The 19,203-nt window shown below is 71.7% G+C and carries 22 protein-coding genes; 16 read left to right on the top strand and 6 right to left on the bottom strand.

Annotated features, from left to right (window positions below):
* Positions 1-220 precede the first annotated feature (220 nt).
* Positions 221-1,495 carry a 3-oxo-tetronate kinase gene (gene otnK / locus RIC31_RS17150; RefSeq protein WP_350110357.1) on the bottom strand — a complete coding sequence of 425 codons (1,275 nt, stop codon included), beginning with the start codon at positions 1,493-1,495 and terminating at the stop codon, positions 221-223.
* A 97-nt stretch (positions 1,496-1,592) separates the two neighbouring features.
* Here otnK and otnI point away from each other — a divergent pair, with 97 nt between their 5' ends.
* The 4 genes from otnI to RIC31_RS17130 are packed head-to-tail and all read left to right on the top strand — an operon-like array spanning position 1,593 to position 4,713.
* Entirely contained in the window at positions 1,593-2,366 is a 774-nt protein-coding gene (otnI, locus tag RIC31_RS17145) for a 2-oxo-tetronate isomerase (protein WP_350110354.1), read from the top strand.
* Between the two features lies 1 nt (position 2,367).
* A complete protein-coding gene (denD, locus tag RIC31_RS17140; protein ID WP_350110351.1) occupies positions 2,368-3,321 on the top strand; it encodes a D-erythronate dehydrogenase in 954 nt (317 codons plus the stop codon).
* A 23-nt stretch (positions 3,322-3,344) separates the two neighbouring features.
* Positions 3,345-3,806: a YybH family protein gene (locus tag RIC31_RS17135; protein WP_350110348.1), complete on the top strand. Its 462-nt coding sequence runs from the start codon at positions 3,345-3,347 to the stop codon at positions 3,804-3,806.
* A gap of 19 nt (positions 3,807-3,825) precedes the next feature.
* The gene (locus tag RIC31_RS17130; protein ID WP_350110345.1) at positions 3,826-4,713 is read left to right on the top strand and encodes an NAD-dependent epimerase/dehydratase family protein; all 888 of its coding nucleotides are present in this window, start codon (positions 3,826-3,828) and stop codon (positions 4,711-4,713) included.
* A gap of 9 nt (positions 4,714-4,722) precedes the next feature.
* Here the strand turns inward: RIC31_RS17130 and RIC31_RS17125 are convergent, their stop codons facing one another.
* The gene (locus RIC31_RS17125) at positions 4,723-5,475 is read right to left on the bottom strand and encodes an FkbM family methyltransferase (protein WP_350110342.1); all 753 of its coding nucleotides are present in this window, start codon (positions 5,473-5,475) and stop codon (positions 4,723-4,725) included.
* 33 nt (positions 5,476-5,508) lie between these two features.
* Positions 5,509-6,438 (bottom strand): VOC family protein, encoded by a 930-nt coding sequence (locus RIC31_RS17120; RefSeq protein ID WP_350110339.1) that lies wholly within the window; start codon positions 6,436-6,438, stop codon positions 5,509-5,511.
* A gap of 122 nt (positions 6,439-6,560) precedes the next feature.
* On the opposite strand from RIC31_RS17120, the gene RIC31_RS17115 reads away from it, so the two are divergent.
* Together RIC31_RS17115 and RIC31_RS17110 are read left to right on the top strand one after the other, a co-directional pair.
* Positions 6,561-6,710 (top strand): hypothetical protein, encoded by a 150-nt coding sequence (locus RIC31_RS17115; RefSeq protein ID WP_350110336.1) that lies wholly within the window; start codon positions 6,561-6,563, stop codon positions 6,708-6,710.
* Between the two features lie 40 nt (positions 6,711-6,750).
* Entirely contained in the window at positions 6,751-7,302 is a 552-nt protein-coding gene (locus RIC31_RS17110) for a thioredoxin family protein (RefSeq protein ID WP_350110333.1), read from the top strand.
* A 13-nt stretch (positions 7,303-7,315) separates the two neighbouring features.
* On the opposite strand, the gene RIC31_RS17105 is transcribed toward RIC31_RS17110, so the two are convergent.
* Positions 7,316-8,116: a dioxygenase family protein gene (locus RIC31_RS17105; RefSeq protein ID WP_350110330.1), complete on the bottom strand. Its 801-nt coding sequence runs from the start codon at positions 8,114-8,116 to the stop codon at positions 7,316-7,318.
* A 21-nt stretch (positions 8,117-8,137) separates the two neighbouring features.
* Positions 8,138-8,560 (bottom strand): DoxX family protein, encoded by a 423-nt coding sequence (locus RIC31_RS17100; RefSeq protein ID WP_350110326.1) that lies wholly within the window; start codon positions 8,558-8,560, stop codon positions 8,138-8,140.
* A gap of 123 nt (positions 8,561-8,683) precedes the next feature.
* On the opposite strand from RIC31_RS17100, the gene RIC31_RS17095 reads away from it, so the two are divergent.
* Complete coding sequence (locus RIC31_RS17095) at positions 8,684-9,610, top strand: LysR family transcriptional regulator (protein WP_350110323.1); 927 nt, start codon at positions 8,684-8,686, stop codon at positions 9,608-9,610.
* On the opposite strand, the gene RIC31_RS17090 is transcribed toward RIC31_RS17095, so the two are convergent.
* Entirely contained in the window at positions 9,591-11,318 is a 1,728-nt protein-coding gene (locus RIC31_RS17090; RefSeq protein WP_350110320.1) for a thiamine pyrophosphate-binding protein, read from the bottom strand. The two genes, RIC31_RS17095 and RIC31_RS17090, sit on opposite strands and share 20 nt — an antisense overlap.
* A gap of 192 nt (positions 11,319-11,510) precedes the next feature.
* Here RIC31_RS17090 and RIC31_RS17085 point away from each other — a divergent pair, with 192 nt between their 5' ends.
* The 9 genes from RIC31_RS17085 to RIC31_RS17045 all read left to right on the top strand — a co-directional run bounded on the left by RIC31_RS17085 (position 11,511) and on the right by RIC31_RS17045 (position 19,188).
* On the top strand, positions 11,511-11,753 hold the full coding sequence (locus tag RIC31_RS17085) for a hypothetical protein (RefSeq protein WP_350110317.1): 243 nt from the start codon (positions 11,511-11,513) through the stop codon (positions 11,751-11,753).
* A gap of 118 nt (positions 11,754-11,871) precedes the next feature.
* Positions 11,872-12,207, top strand: a complete 336-nt coding sequence (locus tag RIC31_RS17080; RefSeq protein WP_350110314.1) for a hypothetical protein — start codon at positions 11,872-11,874, stop codon at positions 12,205-12,207.
* 129 nt (positions 12,208-12,336) lie between these two features.
* On the top strand, positions 12,337-13,047 hold the full coding sequence (locus RIC31_RS17075) for an RraA family protein (protein ID WP_350110311.1): 711 nt from the start codon (positions 12,337-12,339) through the stop codon (positions 13,045-13,047).
* Complete coding sequence (locus RIC31_RS17070; protein ID WP_350110308.1) at positions 13,044-14,348, top strand: glycerate kinase type-2 family protein; 1,305 nt, start codon at positions 13,044-13,046, stop codon at positions 14,346-14,348. Before RIC31_RS17075 ends, RIC31_RS17070 begins: the two co-directional genes overlap by 4 nt.
* Positions 14,345-15,004, top strand: coding sequence for a ferredoxin (locus RIC31_RS17065; protein WP_350110305.1), 660 nt, complete (start codon positions 14,345-14,347; stop codon positions 15,002-15,004). The genes RIC31_RS17070 and RIC31_RS17065 overlap by 4 nt, the downstream gene beginning before the upstream one ends.
* A gap of 265 nt (positions 15,005-15,269) precedes the next feature.
* A complete protein-coding gene (locus tag RIC31_RS17060) occupies positions 15,270-16,889 on the top strand; it encodes a formate--tetrahydrofolate ligase (protein WP_502990130.1) in 1,620 nt (539 codons plus the stop codon).
* A 333-nt stretch (positions 16,890-17,222) separates the two neighbouring features.
* Positions 17,223-17,429 carry a cold-shock protein gene (locus RIC31_RS17055; protein WP_189987741.1) on the top strand — a complete coding sequence of 69 codons (207 nt, stop codon included), beginning with the start codon at positions 17,223-17,225 and terminating at the stop codon, positions 17,427-17,429.
* 72 nt (positions 17,430-17,501) lie between these two features.
* Positions 17,502-17,783 carry a translation initiation factor IF-1 gene (infA, locus tag RIC31_RS17050; RefSeq protein WP_350110302.1) on the top strand — a complete coding sequence of 94 codons (282 nt, stop codon included), beginning with the start codon at positions 17,502-17,504 and terminating at the stop codon, positions 17,781-17,783.
* A 40-nt stretch (positions 17,784-17,823) separates the two neighbouring features.
* Positions 17,824-19,188, top strand: a complete 1,365-nt coding sequence (locus tag RIC31_RS17045; RefSeq protein ID WP_350110299.1) for a DEAD/DEAH box helicase — start codon at positions 17,824-17,826, stop codon at positions 19,186-19,188.
* The last annotated feature ends 15 nt before the right edge of the window (positions 19,189-19,203 follow it).

Here is a 19,203-nt window from a genome sequence, read left to right as displayed (position 1 = left end):
GGGTTCCGGAGCCGGACGCTCGCGCGTCCCCTCCGGAATGACGAAGGTGGGCAGGATTTGGCCGGTTTCCCTCCCGGATCCACCCCTCACTTCGTCATCCCGGAGGGGCTGCGCGAGCAGCCGGCTCCGGGATCCACTGCGTGACGGGCAATGCCAAATACTTCAAGAAGCTGACGTTTTCGCGATGTGTGAACACCATAGACGACGCGACGGGCGCCGGCTACGGCATCTGCGCCAGCGCCTTGGCGAAGAAGTCCGGGCCGCCGAAATTGCCGGACTTCAGCGCGAGCGCGATCGCCGGGTCGTCCAGGGTGACGGTGCCGGGCACGCCGGGGTCGATCTGGGCACCGATGCGCAGGCCGCTGACGCCGAGCGCCGAGACCACCGCGCCCGAGGTCTCGCCGCCGGCCACCACCAGCCGCCGCACCCCGTCCTTCGCCACCAGTTCCTGCGCGATCCGCGCCATCGCCCGCTCGACGATCTCGCCGGCCTCGGCCCGCCCGAGTTTCGCCTGCACCGCCTTCACGGTCTCCGGCGGCGCGCTGGCATAGACCAGCGCCGGGCCGTCGGCGATCCGCTCGCGGATGAACGCCAGCGCCTCGGCCGCCACGTCCTCGCCGTTGGCGAGCCGCAGCGGGTCTATGTTGTAGGACGGCCGCGACTTCTGCCACTCGGCGATCTGGCCGAGGGTGGCGGCCGAGCAGGATCCCGCCAGCACCGCCGCCCGGCCCGCGATCGCCGGCACTGCCGCCGCGGCCTCGCCCGAGGCCCCGACCAGCCCGCGCCGGCGCCAGGCGTCCGGCAGGCCGATGGCGACGCCGGAGCCGCCGGTCACCAGGGCCAGGTCGGCCACCGCCTCGCCGATCACGTGCAGCTGGTCGTCGCTGACCGCGTCGACGACGGCATAGCCGCAGCCCTCGGCCTGCAGCGCCGCGATCCGGCCGCGCACCGCCTCGGCGCCGGCCGCCACCTCGCGGTACTGCACCAGCCCGACCTTGCGGGCGGTCTGGCGGCCCAGCACCGCCACCAGGTTGGAATCGGTCATCGGGGTCAGCGGGTGGTGCCGCATCGAGCTGTCGGACAGCAGCTGGTCGCCGACGAACAGGTGGCCCTTGAAGATCGTCCGGCCGGTCTCCGGGAACGCCGGGCAGGCGATCGTGAAGTCGGTGCCGAGCCGCGCCATCATGGCGTCGGCGACCGGGCCGATGTTGCCGTCGTCGGTGGAATCGAAGGTCGAGCAGTATTTGAAGAAGAACCGCCGGCAGCCGGCCGCCTGCAGCCACGCCAGCGCCGCCACGGACTCCGCCACCGCCGCGGCCGCCGGCGTGGTGCGCGATTTCAGCGCGACCACCACCGCGTCGACGTCCGGCACCGCGGTCCCCGGCTTCGGCACGCCGATCAGCTGGACGGTGCGCAGGCCGCCGCGCACCAGGTTGTTGGCGAGGTCGGTGGCGCCGGTGAAGTCGTCGGCCACGCATCCGAGGATCGGCGGCATCGGGTTTCCTCTCGCTTTATCGGGTCTGCACCCTTGGCGCGGGCGCTCCGGCCCGCGTATCGTCGGCCCAATCATAAAAGCCCGAGGATGGGACGCCATGCCGAAGTTCGCCGCGAACCTTTCGATGATGTTCACCGAGGTCGACTTCCTCGACCGGTTCGACGCCGCCGCCATGGCCGGCTTCAAGGGCGTGGAGTTCCTGTTCCCCTACGAGTGGGACGCGGTCGAGCTGCGCGCCAAGCTGGAGGCCGCCGGCCTGACCCAGGCGCTGTTCAACCTGTTCCCCGGGGATTTCTCGAAAGGCGACCGCGGCTTCGGCGCCATGCCCGGGCGCGAGGCCGACTTCGACGCCGCCCTCGACCAGGCGCTCGGCTACGCCGACACCCTGGGCAACCAGCTGCTGCATGTGATGAGCGGCATCGTCCCCGCCGGCACCAGCCGCGATGCCTGCACCGAAACCCTGATCGCCAACCTGAAGCGGGCCGCGCCGAAGGCCGCCGCCCGCGGCAAGACCCTGATCATCGAGCCGATCAACACCCGTGACATCCCGGGCTACTTCCTGAACACCCAGGATCAGGCGCGCGCGATCATCGAGGCGGTCGGCGCCGACAATGTCGGGCTGCAGTTCGACTTCTACCACGTGCAGATCATGGAGGGAGACCTCGCCAAGACCTTCGAGAAGCATCTCGACATCGTCCGCCATGTGCAGATCGCCGGGGTGCCGGAGCGCCACGAGCCGAATGTCGGCGAGATCAACTACCCCTACCTGTTCGATCTCATGGACCGGCTCGGCTACGACGGCTGGGTCGGCTGCGAGTACCGCCCGCAGGCCGGCACCGTCGAAGGCCTGGGCTGGATGAAGGGAGCCTGACGTGAAGATCACCATCACCGGCGGCGCCGGCTTCCTCGGCGTCAAGCTGGCCCGGACCCTGCTGGCCGACAACGCGCTCGGGGTCGAGCAGCTGAACCTGGTCGACATGGTCGCGCCGCCCCGGGATCTGGCCGAGGACGGCCGGGTCCGGACGATCACCGGCGACGCCGCCGACGAGGACCTGCTGGCCGACGCGATCAGGCCGGACACCGACTCGGTCTACCACCTGGCCGCGGTGGTCAGCGCCGGCGCCGAGGCCGACTTCGACCTCGGGATGCGGGTCAACCTGGACGCCACCCGCACCATCCTCGAGATCGCGCGCCGGCACGGCAACCGCCCGAAGCTGGTGTTCGCCAGCTCCTGCGCCGCCTATGGCGGCGAGCTGCCGGAGGTGGTGACCGACAGCCAGCAACTGACCCCGCAGAACTCCTACGGCGTGCAGAAGGCGATCGGCGAGCTGCTGATCAACGACTACAGCCGCAAGGGCTTCCTGGACGGCCGGGCGCTGCGCTACCCGACCGTGGTGGTGCGCCCGGGCAAGCCCAACAAGGCCGCTTCGACCTTCGCCAGCTCGATCATCCGCGAGCCGCTGCAGGGCCAGGAGGCGGTCTGCCCGGTGGCGCCGGAGACCCCGATGTGGCTGGCCAGCCCGCGCACCATCGTCGCCAACACCCGGCGCGCCCACGACCTGCCGGCCGCGGCCTGGGGGCCGTGGCGCGCCGTCGCCCTGCCGGGCTTCACGACCACCGTCGGCGAGATGGTCAAGGCGCTGGAGGCGATCGCCGGGCCGGAGGTGGCGGCCCGCGTGAAATGGCAGCGCGACCCGCTGATCGAGAAGATCGTGTACGGCTGGCCGGCGCGCTTCGAGACCGCCCGCGCCGATGCCATGGGCTTCCACCGCGACGCCGGCATGGAGCCGGTGATCAGGGCCTTCATCGAGGACGAACTGAGCTAGGACGGAAGGAAAGGCGCACCGATATGGCGTTCACCTGGAACGTTCCCGAGGACGAGTTCAACGCCATCCGGCAGTGGTTCGCGGAGTGGAGCGTGAATGTCGCCGAGGTCGACTTCGCGCCGGCCCGCGCGCTGTTCGAGGACAACCTCGCCGGCTTCGGCACCCACATGGACGTGGTCGAGGGCCTGGAGAACCTGGAGAACGGCCAGTGGCGGTCGGTGTGGCCGACCATCGAGGACTTCAGCTTCCTGCTGCCGACCCTGAAGGTCGGGATCTCGCCCGACCGGCGGATGGCGGTCGGGATCATCGCCTTCTCGTCGACCGGCGTTTCCGCCGACGGCCATCGGTTCAACCGTCCCGGCCGCGCCACCGTCGCCTTCGCAAGGCCGCGCCGGAACGCGAAGTGGAAGGGCATCCATACCCATGTCTCGCTGAACCCCGGCACGCCGAGCCCGAGCCACGGCAAGCGGCCGGCGAAGTCCTGAGTCGGGAGGGAACCGTTCGATGCGCGTGCTGGTGACCGGCGGCGGCGGCTTCCTGGGCGCCTGGGTCGCCCGCCGCCTGACCCGCGGCAACACGGCGGTGCGGGTGTTCGAGCGGCACGACGACCGGGACCTGGTCCGGTCGATCGCCGGCGAGGCGGCCGACGACCTGGACTGGCGGGTCGGCGACATCGCCGACACCGAGGCGGTCGCGTCCGCCGCCGAGGGCTGCGACGGCATCGTCCATCTGGCCGGCGTGCTGACCCCGGCCTGCCAGGCCGACCCGTTGGCCGGCGCCCGGGTCAACGTACTCGGCACCCTGAACGTCTTCGAGGCGGCCCGCCGCCACGGCATCCGCCAGGTCGTCTACACCAGCAGCGGCGGGGTGTACGGCACCGACGAACGCGACGAACGGTTCCCGATGACCCATTACGGCGCCTTCAAGCTGGCCAACGAAGGCAGTGCCCGGGCCTATTGGGAGGATGCCGGGATCGCCAGCATCGGCTTCCGGCCGTTCGTGATCTACGGCCCCGGCCGCCAGGGCGGGCTGACCGCCGGCCCGACCCTGGCCTGCCGGGCGGCGGCGCGCGGCGAGCGCTACGCGATCCCGTTCACCGGCGCCGCCGGGATGGTGCATGTCGACGACGTCGCCGCCGCCTACGAGGCCGCCGCCCGGACCGAGCTGGCCGGTGCGCACACCCTGAACCTGACCGGCCGGGTCGCGACCATGGACCAGGTCGTCGCGGCGATCCGCGTAATCGTGCCGGGCGCCATGGTCAGTTGCGAGGGGCCGGCGCTGCCGAGCGGCACCAATGCGGCGAACGAATGGGCGAACGGGCTGCTGGCGCTGGGCTCCGAACGGACGCTCCACGCCGGGCTGGCCGACACGGTGGCCTTCTACCGCCGCTGAGCCGGCCGATCAGCCGAGCGTCGAGACCGCGTTCCCCGAGTCCAGGGCGACCGACCGGAAACCGTGGGCGGAGAGCAGGCCGTCGATCGCGTCGAACGCGTCGTTCATCTCCCAGATCACATGGCTCACCCGGCCCGAGGCCAGCAGCCCGGCACCTCCCTGGAGAACCGCGCGTTCGCCGCCTTCCACGTCGATCTTCAGGACGACCGGCGCGTCGCCGGGCAGCGGCAGGTCGTCCAGGCGCAGGATCCGGACCGGCGCGAACATCCGCTGCCCGGCGAACGGGCCGCGGTCATAGACCGCGTCGGGATCCGGCGGGTCGGGCACCAGCGCGTGCCCCATGCTGGTGTTGCGGCGCAGATAGACGGTTCCGGCACGATCGGACATGGCGGCGTCGACCACGGTCACCCGGTCGGACAGCCGGTTGGCGGCCAGCCAGTCGGCGAGCATCGACCGGTTGAGCGGGTCGGGCTCGACCGCGACCACGGTGGCACCCGCGGTCGCGGCATGCAGGGTGTGGATGCCCCAATGGGCGCCCACGTCGACGAACACCGTCCCGGGCAGCAGGATCTCGTCGAGCAGGTCGCGCTCTTCGCGCTCCCAGCCGTCGCCGAGCTCGCGGTACACCAGCAGGGCGGCGGCCTCGTCGGACAGCAGCGACACCGGAACCGGCATCGTGTAGCGGTCCGGGGTCCGGTGGCAGGGCAGCATGACCCGGTCGCCGGCGACGAGACGCGGGGGAACCTTCAGGGTGATCGTCATGGGGCTCCGGATCGTCGAGGCGGACTCTCGCCGCTATGCGGCATTCGGGCTCCACGGGAACGCCCGCTCGTCCTCGGCGATCAGCCAGGCGCTGCCCAGGCTGGCGGGCAGCGCCAGGCAGGCCAGGCCCGGGCCGGCATCCCGGACCGGGAAGCCCCGGCCCTCCAGGAACGCTCGGGTCGCCGGCAGCCCGTCGGACAGCAGGCCGTAGCCCATCACGCCCGGCACCGGCGGCACCGCGGCCCCTGGGAACAGCCGCGCCGCACCGGCGGGCGTGGTCAGCACCACGCCGCCGCGGGCCAGCTTCAGGCGGATGACGTCGTCGCCCAGGCGCTGCGGCGCCGCCTCGGTGAACCGGGCATAGCGGTCGGCCGCCTCGTCCAGGTCCGCCGGCAGGATCACCACGTCGCGGAGCGCGGTGATGCCGTTCTCGTGGGTCATCCAGCGCGGCTGCCAGACCAGGTCCTCGGTCAGGTGGGTCAGGATCTGCACCCGGCCCTCGGCCATCGAATCCGCCGGCGTCCGGCAGACGGTGAAGGCCGCCTGTCCCTCGCCGCCGCCTCCCAGCGGCACCGCCCGGCGCAGGTTGACCGGGTCCTGGGTCTCGAACCCGGCGGCATCCAGCCGGTCGCGGCGGGCCAGCGCGTCCGGGTCGGTCATCGCGACAATGTGAACGCCGGTGTAGCGCTCGAGCTGGCGCTGGGTGCGGGCACCGGTCGGGTGCTGCGGGTCGACCACGCACAGCACCTCGATATAGCCCTCGCGCAGCATCACGCAGCGGTTGGCGGTGCCGCCGGGCACCGGCGGCTGGCCCGGCCCGGCCGTTGTCTGGTGCACCGTGTAGGGCGTCTGCACGAAGCCCAGGCGGGTCAGCGCGCGATGCGCCGCCTCCATGTCCGGGACGAAATGCCCGAGATGATCGAGAAAAGTCTCGCCGGTTCCCGGAAGCTGCCGCGTCGCCATGAATCCGCCCCAATCCGATGTTGGGCTTTTCGCCGTGATCCCGATGTCCCATGATAGCGGGACGCGGGCCCGGGGCGATAGCGGGGATGCCCTCTCCTCCCGGGACCGGAAAGGAGGATGCCATGACGGAGTGCTTTCGCCGGTGCCAGTGCCGCAGCCCCCTCACGGCCCGCGCCGGCCGCGCGGATCTCGGTGACACGCTCGTCGTCGGGACCATGATGGCGGCGGCCATCGCCGCCTATGCGTGGCTGATCGAGGCGCTGTCCGCCTGATCGGTTCCTGAATCCGGACATCGAACGGGCCGGAGGGACCATGTCGACTTTGCCGTCGTTGCCGGAGTTCGGATCGCGCGCGCCCGACTTCGCGCTCCCGGGCCTGGACGGTAGCATCGTCCGGCTCGCCGACATCCGCGGCGAGCACGGCACCGTGGTGATGTTCATCTGCAACCACTGCCCCTACGTCCGGTCGGTGATCGGCCGGATCGTCGAGGACTCCCGCGCCCTGACGGCCGAGGGCATCGGAGTCGTGGCGATCATGTCGAACGACTACCGGGCCTATCCGGCCGACGCGCCCGACCGGATGCGGGCGTTCGCCGCCGAGCACGGCTTTCCGTTCCCCTACCTGCTGGACGAGACCCAGATGGTGGCACGGGCCTACGAGGCGGTGTGCACGCCCGACTTCTTCGGCTACGACGCCGACCTCGCGCTGCGCTACCGCGGCCGGCTCGACGCATCGAAGACCACGCCGGTGCCGAACGCCCGGCGCGATCTCCTGGAAGCCATGCGCCAGGTCGCGGCCGCCGGCCAGGGCCCGGCGGAACAGATCCCGTCCATGGGCTGCTCGATCAAGTGGCGGGCGGCGTAGCCGCGCCCTGGGGTCACCCGAAGGCGTAGGCATCCATCCGCAGCACCGCGAAGGTGGTGCTGTCGTGCAACCGCCGGCCGACGCCGCCGCCCTCCCCCATGCCGCCCGCTCCCATCGCCGCGAACAGCGGCAGCAGATGCTCTTCGGTCGGATGGTTGCGGGCACCGTGCGGCGCGACCCGCCGGTAATCGAGCAGGTCGTCCGCCCGGCCCTCGACGATCGCCGCCGCGGCCCAGTCCGCGAATTCGCCGACCCAGTCCGGCGCCGGCGTGTCGATCTGCCGGAACGGCCGCGGGATCTCGTACAGGTTGTGGGTGAAGGATCCCGAGGCCAGCACCAGCACGCCGCGCGCCCGCAGCGGCGCCAGCGCGGCGCCGAGCCGGCGATGGTGCTCCGGGCCGGCGGCCGGGTCGACCGACACCGCCACCACCGGGATATCGGCGCCCGGGTACATCAGCGCCAGCGGCACCCAGGCGCCGTGGTCGAGGCCCCAGCCCTCGTCGGTCTCGGCCGCCAGCCCGGCCGCCCGCGCCAGGCCGACGATCTCGTCGGCCAGGGCCGGGTCGCCCGGTGCGGGGTACTCGATCTCGTACAGCGCCGGCGGGAAGCCGCGAAAGTCGTGGATCGTGCGCGGCCGGGCCGAGCGGTCGACCCGCACCGCGCCGGTCGCCTCGTAGTGCGCGCTGACCACCACGACCGCCGAGGGTCGCCCGAGCTCGCTGCCGACCCGCGCCAGGAAGGCGCGGGCCGGAACGTCGTCGAGGATCAGGGTGGGGGCGCCGTGGCTCACGAACAGGGCCGGCATCGCGGTCATGGCATCGTCTCCTTGCGAGGCTCAGCGGGCCCAGGCCGGGACGGCCGCCGGGACCGGCAGGCGCAGGGTCAGGGCACCGGCGCCCAGCAGGGCCTGCACCACCAGCATCACGGTCCAGAACGCCGGGAACTCCCAGCCGCCGCCCGGGGCGCTGAACAGCCAGCCGTTGCCGGCATGCTGCAGGGTGGCGCCGATCAGCACCGGGATCAACGCGACCGCCACCGGGCGGACGAAGGCGCCGAGAAGCAGCGCGGCGCCGCCGCCGAGCTCGGCCAGGATCACCAGGTAGGCGAAGAAGCCGGGGTAGCCGATGGACTCGAAGAACTGCACGGTGCCGGGCACCGTGAACACGAACACCTTCAGCGCGCCATGCGCCAGGAGGGTGACGCCGAGGGTGACGCGCAACAGCAGCGCGGCATAGGGAGCGGTCTTGTCGTCGATCATGTCTCTGCCTCCACATCGCTGGCCCGCGGACTGCCGGGGCCGTTTGCTGATGCCGAAGGTGGGAGGTCGACCAGACGATATAATCATGGCTTCGTGAGAATGATTGTCTCATGCTGGTAGACAATGGACCGGCTTTCGATTCTCCAGACCTTCGTCACCGTCGCCGAGACCGGCAGCTTCACCACGGCCGCCGAGCGGCTGGGCCTGTCGCGGGCGATGACCAGCCGCCATGTGCAGACGCTGGAGGACCGGCTGGGCGTCCGGCTCCTGCAGCGCACCACCCGGCGCGTCAGCCCGACCGAGGCCGGGCTCGGCTATCTCGAGCGCGCCCGACGGCTGCTGGCCGATTTCGAGGAGGCCGAGACCGAGGTACGGGGAGAGCGGGCGGCGCCGCGCGGCACCCTGCGGGTCAACGCCCCGGTGTCGTTCGGACGAACCCACCTGGCCGGGGCCCTGCCGGGCTTCCTCGCGCGGTACCCGGACCTGACGGTCGAGGTCACAGTCAACGACCGCGTGGTCGACCTGATCGAGGAAGGCTTCGACGTGGCGATCCGGATCGGGCGGCTCGGCGACTCCAGCCTGGTCGCCCGCCGCCTGGGCACCGTCGGCACCTGGATGGCCGCCAGCCCCGGCTACCTCGCCCGCCGCGGAGCTCCGTCGACCCCGGGCGACCTGACCGGCCACGACTGCATCGGATACGCCTATTCGGCCGATGTGACCCGCCTGGTCCACGCCGACGGACGGGAGGCGTCGGTGCGTTTCGACGGCCCGCTGACCGCGAACAACGGCGACCTGGTCACCGAGGCCGCCGCCGGCGGCGCCGGCATCGTCATGCAGCCGGACTTCATCCTGGCGCCGTACCTGGCCGACGGCCGGCTGGTGCCGGTGTTGCCGGACTGGAGCCGCCAGGATCTCGGGGTCTATGCGGTGCACCACCAGAGCCGGCACGTCGCCGCCAAGGTCCGCGCCTTCGTCGACCACCTGGTCGAGCGTTTCCGAGACTCGCCCTGGTCGATCCCGCCGCCGGCGGTCAGGCCACCCACTCGCTGACCGGCGCCCGGGCCTCGTGCAGCGGCTGGCACAGCACGTCGACCAGGGTCGGGCCGGGATGTTCCAGCGCCTTGCGCAGCGTGCCGTCCAGCTCCGCCGGGTCGGTCACGGTCCAGGCCTTGACCCCGAACGCCTCGGCCACCTTGGCATGGTCGGTGCGGGTGAAGTCGACCGAGTAGTAGCGCTGCCCGAAACCGGTCTTCTGGCCGGCCTTGATCCAGCCGTAGACGGCGTTCGACACCACCACCATGGTGACCGGCGCCCCGAGGCGCACGATGGTCTCGAGTTCGCCGGCGGTGAAGCCGAAGCTGCCGTCGCCCATGACCGAGACCACCTTGGCCGACGGCCGCCCGTAGTGGGCGCCGACCGCCGCGGCCATCGAGTAGCCGAGCGCGCCATGCGCCCGGTTCGAGAAGAACCGCCGCCCGGTCTGCTGCCAGTCGAGATAGGCCGAGAGATAGGGGCACGGCGTGCCGGGATCGGCCACCACCACGGAATCCTCCGGCAGCACCCGCTGCAGCGACGCGACCAGCCGCTCGGGGCGGATCGGCATCTCATCGCTCTCGGCGAGTTCCCGGAACGCCGCGTATTTCCGGCGCCGGGCGTCGGCGACCTTAGCCGCCGCGTCGGCGCCGTCGCGGGCGACCCCGCGCTTGGCCAGGACCGCGGCTATCGCGGCGAGGCCGAGCTTCGCATCGCCGACCAGGGCGACCTCGGTCGGGTAGCTGGCGCCGATTACCTGCGGATCGCTGTCGAGATGCACGATCCGGGTCCTGCCCGGCTCCGGGAACCGCCAGCGCTCGGTGGTGACCGAGCCGGCCCGGCAGCCGACGAAAAACACCAGGTCGGCCGCCGTCACCACCTCGCGGGTCTCCAGCACGCCGCCGTTGCTGCCGACCACGCCGAGCGCCAGCGGGTGGCCGTCGCCGATCGCGCCCTGGCCGCTGATGGTGGTGGCGACCACCGCACCGAGCGCCTCGGCGACCGCGCGCAGCTCGTCGAAAGCGCCGGCGATCACCGGCCCGCCGCCGACCACGATCACCGGGAACTTCGCCGACGCCAGCGCGTCGGCCGCCGCCTCGACCGCCGCCGGGTCCGGGGCGCTGCGCCGGGCCGGCCAGGTGCCCAGCGTCGGGTCGCCCCAGACGTCTTCGGCGTCGACCGGCCCCTTCTGGACGTCGAAGGGCAGGCCGATATGGGCGGCACCGGGGCGGCCGGTTGTCATGGCCCGAAACGCCGCGCGCAGGGTGCGCGGCACGTCCTCGGCCCGGTCGAGCACGGCATTCCACTTGGCGAGCGGCCGGAACAGCGCCTGCTGGTCGAGCTCGGTCAGGGCGTATTTCCCGCGCGAACTGACCGATATGTCGGTGGTGATCGCCAGGATCGGCACCGAGCTCTCGTTGGCCTCGACCACGCCCGGCAGGATGTAGGTGGCGCCGCCGCCCGACGGGCCCTCGCAGATCCCGACCTTGCCGGACACCCGGGCGTAGCCGTCGGCCATGTAGGCGGCCGAGCGCTCGTCGCGGGTCAGCACGTGGCTGATGCCGCCGCCGATCTGGTGCAGGGCATCGTAGAATGGCAGGCTGGTGTCGCCGCACAGGCCGAAGATCCGGTCGACGCCATGCGCCTGCAGGGTCCGCACCACCGCCTCGGCCCCGCTCATCCGGTTGCCGCCCGCCTTGCCGTCGCCCGCGTTCTGGCTGCTCATCTGCTCCGCTCGCAACTCGTCATACGACCCGTGATGCCGCCGACGATACGCGAGCGCGCCCCAAAGACAAGGCGCCGAAAATTCGCTCCGAGCCCGGCAGATCCGGGTCGACCGGATCGGGCGAATCGTTTACGAAAGTATGCGAATCGTATTTTATGCGACTTTACTAATTCATTGATTCGAGAGCTACCCATGCCGCGTCGCCTGCTGCTCGTCGCAGAAATCGTCCGGGACGTTGCCGCCAACGGATCGGTCAGCCGGGATCCCGAGGCGCTGGTTCGCCTGGCCGAGACCCTCGAACGCGAAGGCGAACGGCTGCTGGCCCTCAACAATCTCAGCCCGGACATCGACGGCGAAATGCAGCGCATCCTGCCGACGATCCGGCATCTGGCCGCGGTGTTCTGCCCGGAAGCGGTATCGCCGCTGCGCGACTGAGCCCGGTATTCCGGCGGCGATCCGGTCTGCCGCGGGTCGAGTTGCCGCGGACCCGCACTGGTAGAATTCGAAACGGCGACGGCATTTACCCGACGGCCTTTAATCGAATGTAAACGAAATGCACCGCACCTTGATGTCGGCGCTGGCCTGCGCCGCACGGGTGATCCGGTTCTCGGAGCCCGGCGTATCGACAGACTTTCATCTGATCGAGGACATCATGCCGAGACGCCTCCTGCTCGCCGCCGATATTCTCCGAGACGTCGCCCGCGAGGTGAACGCCGCCGATCGCCCGCTGCTCGAGGCCGCCGCCGACGAACTGGCGGAACGTGCAGCCGAACTCCTGGCCGACGAGGGCCTCGACCGCGAGCCGACGCCGCAACCGGCATCGATCGGCATGCCTGCAGGTGCTTGTGACGCCTGGGCCTACCGGTCCGTCGCTCAGATGGTGAACTGACTACCCGGACTCCAGCTTCTCGCCGGCTGTTTCTCCGCTCCCGCCTCTCCTCCCCGCTCTGCTCCTCCGTCGTGATTGTGGCCCGTCGCCGGGCGCGGCAGACTGCCGGTACAGGCGAGGAGGCCGACGATGAACGAGACCCATGAGCAGCTGCGCGCCGTCGGCACCGCCACGGTGTCGATGCAGCTGCTGAAGCGCGGCATCCGCCACCACGCGATCGCCGGGGTGAAGCCGCTGTCGCCCGACCAGGGCTGCGTGGTCGGAGCGGCCTACACCCTGCGCTTCCTGCCGCTGCGCGAGGACCTGTCGGACCCGTCGGTGCTGGGCGCCCCGGGCTACGGCCCGCGCGTGGCGATCGAGGAATGCCCGCCGGGCGCCATCCTGGCGGTCGAGGCCCGCGGCATCGCCACCACCGGGACCCTCGGCGACATCCTGGCGGCCCGCCTGGCGAAGCGCGGGGTGGCGGCCGTGGTCGCCGACGGCGCGGTGCGCGACGGCAAGGGCGTCGCCGCCACCGGGCTGCCGGTGTGGAGCCTGGGGGCCGCCGCCCCGGCCTCGATCACCGAGTTGTCGGGCGGCGCCGTGCAGGGCCCGATCGCCTGCGGCAACGTCACGATCTTCCCCGGCGACATCCTGGTCTGCGACGGCGACGGCGTGGTGGTGGTACCCCAGGCGATCGCCGCCGAGGTCGCCGCCGACGCGGTCGAGCAGGACCGCTTCGAGCGCTGGGTGCAGGCCCGCGTGCTGGAGGGCCGCGCCACCATCGGCCTGTACCCGCCGAACCCGGACACCAAGGCCGAATACGAGGCCTGGAAGGCATCCGGGGGCAAGACGCCATGATCGATGCCGAGCCGCTGCTGCGCCGGATGTTCGACGCCGCCCTGGCGGCCGCCGACCCCAAGGTCTGCCTGCCGCCGCACCTGGCGGCGCTGGCCGCGGTGCCCTGTTCCGGCCGCACCGTGGTGATCGGCGCCGGCAAGGCGGCGGCGGCGATGGCGGCCGCCACCGAGGCGGTGTGGGCCGAGCACGCCCCCGGCGCTGCGCTGCAGGGCCTGGTGGTCACCCGCTACGGCCATGGCTGCCCGACGACGCGGATCGAGGTGGTCGAGGCATCGCATCCGGTGCCGGACGCCGCCGGCCGGGCGGCGGCGGCGCGGATCCTGGAGCTGGTGCGCGGCCTCGGCCCGGACGACCGGGTGATCGCCTTGATCTCCGGCGGCGGCTCGGCGCTGCTGGCGCTGCCGGCCGAGGGCGTGAGCCTGGAGGACAAGCAGGACGTCAACCGGGCGCTGCTGAAGTCCGGCGCCTCGATCCACGAGATGAACGCCGTGCGCAAGCACCTGTCCGCCATCAAGGGCGGGCGGCTGGCCGCCGCCGCCGCCCCGGCCCGGGTGTTCGCCTACCTGATCTCCGACGTGCCGGGCGACGACCCGGACGTGATCGCCTCCGGCCCGACCGTGCCCGACACCAGTACCCTGGCGGACGCCCGCGCGGTGCTGGCGAAATACGCCATCGACCCGCCGGAAGCGGTGGCGAGGGCCCTGGCCGACCCGGCCTTCGAGACCCCGAAGCCCGGCGACCGGCTGTTCGACCGGGTCGAGACCGTGATGGTGGCGCGCCCGCAGGCCTCGCTGGAGGCGGCGGCCGCGGTGGCGCGCGCGGCCGGCGTGACCCCGGTGATCCTGGGCGACGCCATCGAGGGCGAGGCCCGCGAGGTCGCCATGGTGATGGCCGGGATCGCGGCGCAAGTGGCCCGCCACGGCCAGCCGGCCGACGCCCCGGCCGTGCTGCTGTCCGGCGGCGAGACCACGGTGACGGTCCGGGGGCAAGGCAGAGGGGGCCGCAACGCCGAGTTCCTGGCGGCGCTGGCGGTGGCGGTCGAGAAGCGCTGCGCCGACGTCGCCGACCGGATCGCCGCGGTCGCCGGCGACACCGACGGCATCGACGGCACCGAGGACAACGCCGGCGCCCTGTTCCTGCCCGGCGACCTGGAGCGCGCCCGCGCCACCGGCGTGGATCTCGCCGGGCACCTCGCCAACAACGACGGCTACGGCGCCTTCGAGGCGCTCGGCCGGCTGCTGGTGACCGGCCCGACCCTGACCAACGTCAACGACTTCCGCGCGGTGCTGGTGCTGCCGTGACCCCGGCCCACGAGCCGGGGCCGTGGTGGGAAGCGCTGCGGGGAGCGGTCGAGGCCCACGGCTTCCGGCTGAACGGCGGCTTCCATGATGACGACGGCGGCACGATCGTGGTGATCGGCCACGCCGGTCCGCGACTGTGGGACCGCTTCAGCGCCGAAACGCCGGCCGGCCCCGACCCGCTCGACCGCTGGACCCGCGCGACCCTGGCCCCGGTCGCCGACCGCTTCGGCGGATCGCTGATCCTCCCCAACGACGGCCCGCCGTTCCGCCCGTTCCAGCGCTGGGCGATGCGCGCCGAGGCCGTGCACCCGAGCCCGCTCGGCCTGCTGGTCCACCCGGAATTCGGCCTCTGGCACGCACTCAGGGCGGCCCTGCTGTTCCCCGACCGTCGCGAAGTCCCGCCCCGCGCCGACGCGCCCTCGCCCTGCGCCACCTGCGCCGGCAAGCCGTGCCTGACCGCCTGCCCGGTCGGCGCCTTCGACGGCAAATCCTACGCCGCCGACCGCTGTGCGGCGCACGTCGCGTCCGAGGCCGGCCGCGACTGCCGCGCGCGGGGGTGTTTGGCGCGGCACGCGTGCCCGGTGGGGAGTGAGTGGGCGTGGGGCGACGCGCAGCAGGCGTTCCACATGGCGGCCTTCCTGGCGGGGCGGGGGTAGCGTCGGCCGGCCCTTCGAGGCCGCGCGTGGCGCGGCACCTCAGGGCGACAGGGAAAGCAGCGAGCGCGGCCAGATTTACTGTCGCCCTGAGGCGCACGGCGAAGCCGGGCCAAGAAGGGCCAAGAAGGGCCGGTGTCCGCCGCCCCGCCCCTCCCGAGGCGCCCTGAAACCCGTCGGCGTCGGGAATCGCAAACCGTCCCCCGCCCCTGTCCCGCTACCGTCCCGGCCATTCGCAACACGCATGGCCCAGGGAGGGAATCCGGCCATGGTGAAGTCCGACATCGAGATCGCGCGCGAGGCCACGATGAAGCCGATCATGGAGATCGGCGCCGGCCTCGGCATCCCGTCCGAGCACCCGATGCCCTACGGGCACACCAAGGCCAAGCTCGACCTCGGCTACATCGACAGCCTGGCCGACCGGCCGGACGGCAAGCTGATCCTGGTCACCGGCATCAACCCGACGGCCGCCGGCGAAGGCAAGACCACCACCACCGTCGGCCTCGGCGACGCGCTGAACCGGATCGGCAGGAAGGCCGCGATCTGCCTGCGCGAGCCGTCGCTCGGGCCGTGCTTCGGGGTCAAGGGCGGGGCGGCCGGCGGCGGCTATGCCCAGGTGGTGCCGATGGAGGACATCAACCTCCACTTCACCGGCGACTTCCACGCCATCGCGGCCGCCAACAACCTGCTGGCGGCGCTGATCGACAACCACGTGTACTGGGGCAACGCCACCGGCCTGGACCCGCGGCGGATCTCCTGGCGCCGGGCGCTCGACATGAACGACCGGGCGCTGCGGTCGATCGTCAACTCGCTGGGCGGGGTCGCCAACGGCTTCCCGCGCGAGGACGGCTTCGACATCGTGGTGGCGTCGGAGGTGATGGCGATCCTGTGCCTGGCGACGTCGCTGGAGGACCTCAAGCGCCGGCTCGGCGCCATCGTGGTCGGCTACACCCGCGACAAGGCCCCGGTGTTCGCCCGCGACCTGGAGGCCGACGGCGCCATGACCGTGCTGCTGAAGGACGCGCTGTCGCCGAACCTGGTGCAGACCCTGGAGAACAACCCGGCCTTCATCCACGGCGGGCCGTTCGCCAACATCGCCCACGGCTGCAACTCGGCGATGGCGACCCGGACCGCGCTCAAGCTGGCCGACTACGTGGTCACCGAGGCCGGCTTCGGCGCCGACCTGGGGGCCGAGAAGTTCTTCGACACCAAGTGCTGCAAGGCCGGGCTGTCGCCGGCCGCCGCGGTGGTGGTCGGTACCGTGCGGGCGCTGAAGATGCACGGCGGGGTGACCAAGGACGCGCTCGGCACCGAGAACATCGAGGCGGTGCGCAAGGGCGTGTCGAACATCGCCCGGCATGTGGAGAACACCCTGAAGTTCGGGGTGCCGGTGGCGGTGGCGCTGAACCGCTTCACCACCGACACCGACGCCGAGATCGCCGCGATCCGCGACGAGTTGGCCTCGCTCGGGGTCGACGCCATCGTGTGCAACCACTGGGCCGACGGCTCGGCCGGCACCGTCGACCTGGCCCACCACGTGGTCGAGCTGGCGGAGTCCGGGGGCGCCGCCTTCAAGCCGCTCTACGCGTCGGAAACCAGCCTGGAGGACAAGGTCCGCACCATCGCGAAAGAGATCTACCGGGCCGATCGCCAAGGGCGCGCCGACCGGCCACACCCTGCCGGTGCGCAAGGTGCGGCTGTCGAACGGGGCCGAGTTCCTGGTGGTGATCTGCGGCGAGATCATGACCATGCCGGGCCTGCCCAAGGTGCCTGCCGCCAACAAGACCACCCTGAACGCCCAGGGCCAGATCGAGGGGCTGTTCTAGCCACCGAGCGGCTGGTGGGTTCCGGCTCGGCCGCGCCGGGGCGGCGAGTCCGTCCGGAATGACGGCAGGAGGGGCAGGGCTGCGGCTTCCCCTCTCATCGTCATTCCGGATCGGACCGCCGGCGGCGGTACGGAGCCGGAACCCACCCGCCCGACGGGCATTCCCCAACCACCCAAGTTCCGGTGCAGAATCGCCACAGGCCGCGCCGGCCGGCATCCCCGCGTTAAGATATTTTCTTGCGCGAAATCCCGGCTTGCCCCATATACGAGCCATCGAACGCGCTTGGGCGTTTCCGAGTCACGGCACGACCGCGAAGTTGGTTTTCTCCCAAACTGCAGTTTGATTTCCCCGCTGCAAAGGTGCGGCGGGTCGTTCCACGTTTGGGAGATACCCCAATGGCTACCGGTACTGTTAAGTGGTTCAACGCGACCAAGGGCTATGGCTTCATCGAGCCGGAAGACGGATCGTCCGACGTGTTCGTCCACATCTCGGCCGTCGAGCGTGCCGGTATGGGCGGGCTCAATGAAGGCCAGAAGGTTTCGTTCGAAGTCGAGCGCGGTCGCAACGGCAAGTACGCCGCCACCGACCTGCGTGCCGTCTGATCGGACAAGGCTCGATGTCGCGCCCGGCCGTGAGCCGGGCGCGTCCCTCCGCCAACCGCCGAGGAGCGAGCATTGGCCAAAGATGACATGATCGAATTCGAGGGCGTCGTCCGTGACGTCCTGCCTGACGGGCTCTACCGCATCGAGCTCGATAACGGCCACGATATCATCGCCTACACCGCCGGACGGATGAAGAAGTTCAAGATCCGCATCCTGGCCGGCGATCGTGTGACCGTCGAGATGACGCCCTACGATCTGACGAAGGGCCGCATCAATTTCCGCCACAAGGACGAGCGCGCCGGAGGCCCCGGCCCCGGTGGACAGCGCCGTCCGCCCCCGCGTAAGCGCCGTTGACGATCTCCGTCCGGCGCCGCGGGCGCACCTGAGGATTTATATGACCGTTCAAGATTTCGCCACGCTCGGCCTGGCCGATGCGCTGCTGCGGACCGCCGCCACGTGCGGCTATACGACTCCGACGCCGATCCAGATCGGCGCCATTCCGCCGCTGATGGCCGGACGCGACCTGCTGGGCCTGGCCCAGACCGGGACCGGCAAGACCGCGGCCTTCACCCTGCCGATGCTGCATCGCCTGGCCGCCGCCGGCGCCCGCGACAAGCGCATCCCGAAGGCGCCGCAGGCGCTGATCCTGACCCCGACCCGCGAGCTGGCGGTGCAGATCGCCGGCGTCGTCGAGACCTTCAGCCGCGGGCTCGGCCTGCGCCATGCCCTGGTGCATGGCGGCGTCTCGGCCCGGCCGCAGGTGGTCACCCTGCAGCGCGGCGTCGACGTGCTGATCGCCACCCCCGGCCGGCTGCTCGACCTGCTCGAGCAGCGCGCCGTGTTCCTCGACCGGGTCTGCTACTTCGTGCTGGACGAGGCCGACCGCATGCTCGACCTCGGCTTCGTGCGCGACGTCAAGCGGATCGCCGCCCTGGTACCCAAGGACCGGCAGACCGCCCTGTTCTCGGCGACCATGCCGCAGTCGATCGTCGAACTGACCGAGGGCCTGCTGCGCAATCCCGAGCGGATCCAGATCACCCCGACCTCGACGCCGATCGAGCGCATCCGCCAAAGCGTCATGTTCGTGGCCCGCAACAACAAGCGGCCGCTGCTGTCGCGCCTGCTGGGCGCCCCGGAGGTGTCGCGCGCCATCGTGTTCGTGCGCACTAAGCACGGCGTCGACCGGGTGGTCGACGCGCTGAAGCGCGACGGCCTGCAGGCCGAAGGGCTGCACGGCAACAAGAGCCAGGGGGCGCGCCAGACCGCGCTCGACGGGTTCAAGCGCGGCCGCCTGCCGATCCTGGTGGCGACCGACATCGCGGCCCGCGGCATCGACGTGCAGGAGATCAGCCACGTCATAAACCTCGACCTGCCGGACGTGCCGGAGACCTATGTCCACCGCATCGGCCGGACGGCCCGTGCCGGGGCCGAAGGGATCGCGGTGTCGTTCTGCGAGACCGAGGAGATCGGCAACCTGATGGCCATCGAGACCGCCACGCGGCGCAGCATCGATGTCGACCAGAAGCACGACTTCCACGATGCCGGCATCGAGGCCGAGTACCGCTCCGGCCGCCGGCCGCCGGTGGCTGCGTCGCAGCGCGCGCGGCGCAACAACGGCAACGGCAACAACGGCGGCGGCCGTCCGAAGCAGGACGCCAACGCCCGTTCGGCCGGGCGCCCGCAGAACCAGGGCCGTCGCAACGGCGGCGGTGGCAACGGCCGCCCGCGGCGCAGCTCCGAGGCGCGCCAGTCGGCGTGATCCGACCGGCAGTCG

This window comes from Thalassobaculum sp. (assembly GCF_040219615.1).
Classification (GTDB): domain Bacteria; phylum Pseudomonadota; class Alphaproteobacteria; order Thalassobaculales; family Thalassobaculaceae; genus Thalassobaculum_A.
The sequence above is the reverse complement of the archived record's forward strand: the minus strand, read 5'-3'. Positions and strand labels throughout refer to the sequence as shown.

Bases quoted from the DNA above. Each gene is read 5' to 3' on its own strand.
- RIC31_RS17115 (WP_350110336.1), top strand. From the start codon at position 6,561: ATGACGGAGTGCTTTCGCCGGTGCCAGTGCCGCAGCCCCCTCACGGCC.
- RIC31_RS17080 (WP_350110314.1), top strand. From the start codon at position 11,872: ATGCACCGCACCTTGATGTCGGCGCTGGCCTGCGCCGCACGGGTGATC.
- RIC31_RS17130 (WP_350110345.1), top strand. From the start codon at position 3,826: ATGCGCGTGCTGGTGACCGGCGGCGGCGGCTTCCTGGGCGCCTGGGTC.
- RIC31_RS17100 (WP_350110326.1), bottom strand. From the start codon at position 8,560: ATGATCGACGACAAGACCGCTCCCTATGCCGCGCTGCTGTTGCGCGTC.
- RIC31_RS17070 (WP_350110308.1), top strand. From the start codon at position 13,044: ATGATCGATGCCGAGCCGCTGCTGCGCCGGATGTTCGACGCCGCCCTG.
- RIC31_RS17055 (WP_189987741.1), top strand. From the start codon at position 17,223: ATGGCTACCGGTACTGTTAAGTGGTTCAACGCGACCAAGGGCTATGGC.
- RIC31_RS17085 (WP_350110317.1), top strand. From the start codon at position 11,511: ATGCCGCGTCGCCTGCTGCTCGTCGCAGAAATCGTCCGGGACGTTGCC.
- RIC31_RS17095 (WP_350110323.1), top strand. From the start codon at position 8,684: ATGGACCGGCTTTCGATTCTCCAGACCTTCGTCACCGTCGCCGAGACC.
- RIC31_RS17045 (WP_350110299.1), top strand. From the start codon at position 17,824: ATGACCGTTCAAGATTTCGCCACGCTCGGCCTGGCCGATGCGCTGCTG.
- RIC31_RS17105 (WP_350110330.1), bottom strand. From the start codon at position 8,116: ATGACCGCGATGCCGGCCCTGTTCGTGAGCCACGGCGCCCCCACCCTG.
- RIC31_RS17090 (WP_350110320.1), bottom strand. From the start codon at position 11,318: ATGAGCAGCCAGAACGCGGGCGACGGCAAGGCGGGCGGCAACCGGATG.
- RIC31_RS17060 (WP_502990130.1), top strand. From the start codon at position 15,270: ATGGTGAAGTCCGACATCGAGATCGCGCGCGAGGCCACGATGAAGCCG.
- RIC31_RS17135 (WP_350110348.1), top strand. From the start codon at position 3,345: ATGGCGTTCACCTGGAACGTTCCCGAGGACGAGTTCAACGCCATCCGG.
- RIC31_RS17110 (WP_350110333.1), top strand. From the start codon at position 6,751: ATGTCGACTTTGCCGTCGTTGCCGGAGTTCGGATCGCGCGCGCCCGAC.
- RIC31_RS17120 (WP_350110339.1), bottom strand. From the start codon at position 6,438: ATGGCGACGCGGCAGCTTCCGGGAACCGGCGAGACTTTTCTCGATCAT.
- otnK (WP_350110357.1), bottom strand. From the start codon at position 1,495: ATGCCGCCGATCCTCGGATGCGTGGCCGACGACTTCACCGGCGCCACC.
- otnI (WP_350110354.1), top strand. From the start codon at position 1,593: ATGCCGAAGTTCGCCGCGAACCTTTCGATGATGTTCACCGAGGTCGAC.
- RIC31_RS17075 (WP_350110311.1), top strand. From the start codon at position 12,337: ATGAACGAGACCCATGAGCAGCTGCGCGCCGTCGGCACCGCCACGGTG.
- RIC31_RS17125 (WP_350110342.1), bottom strand. From the start codon at position 5,475: ATGACGATCACCCTGAAGGTTCCCCCGCGTCTCGTCGCCGGCGACCGG.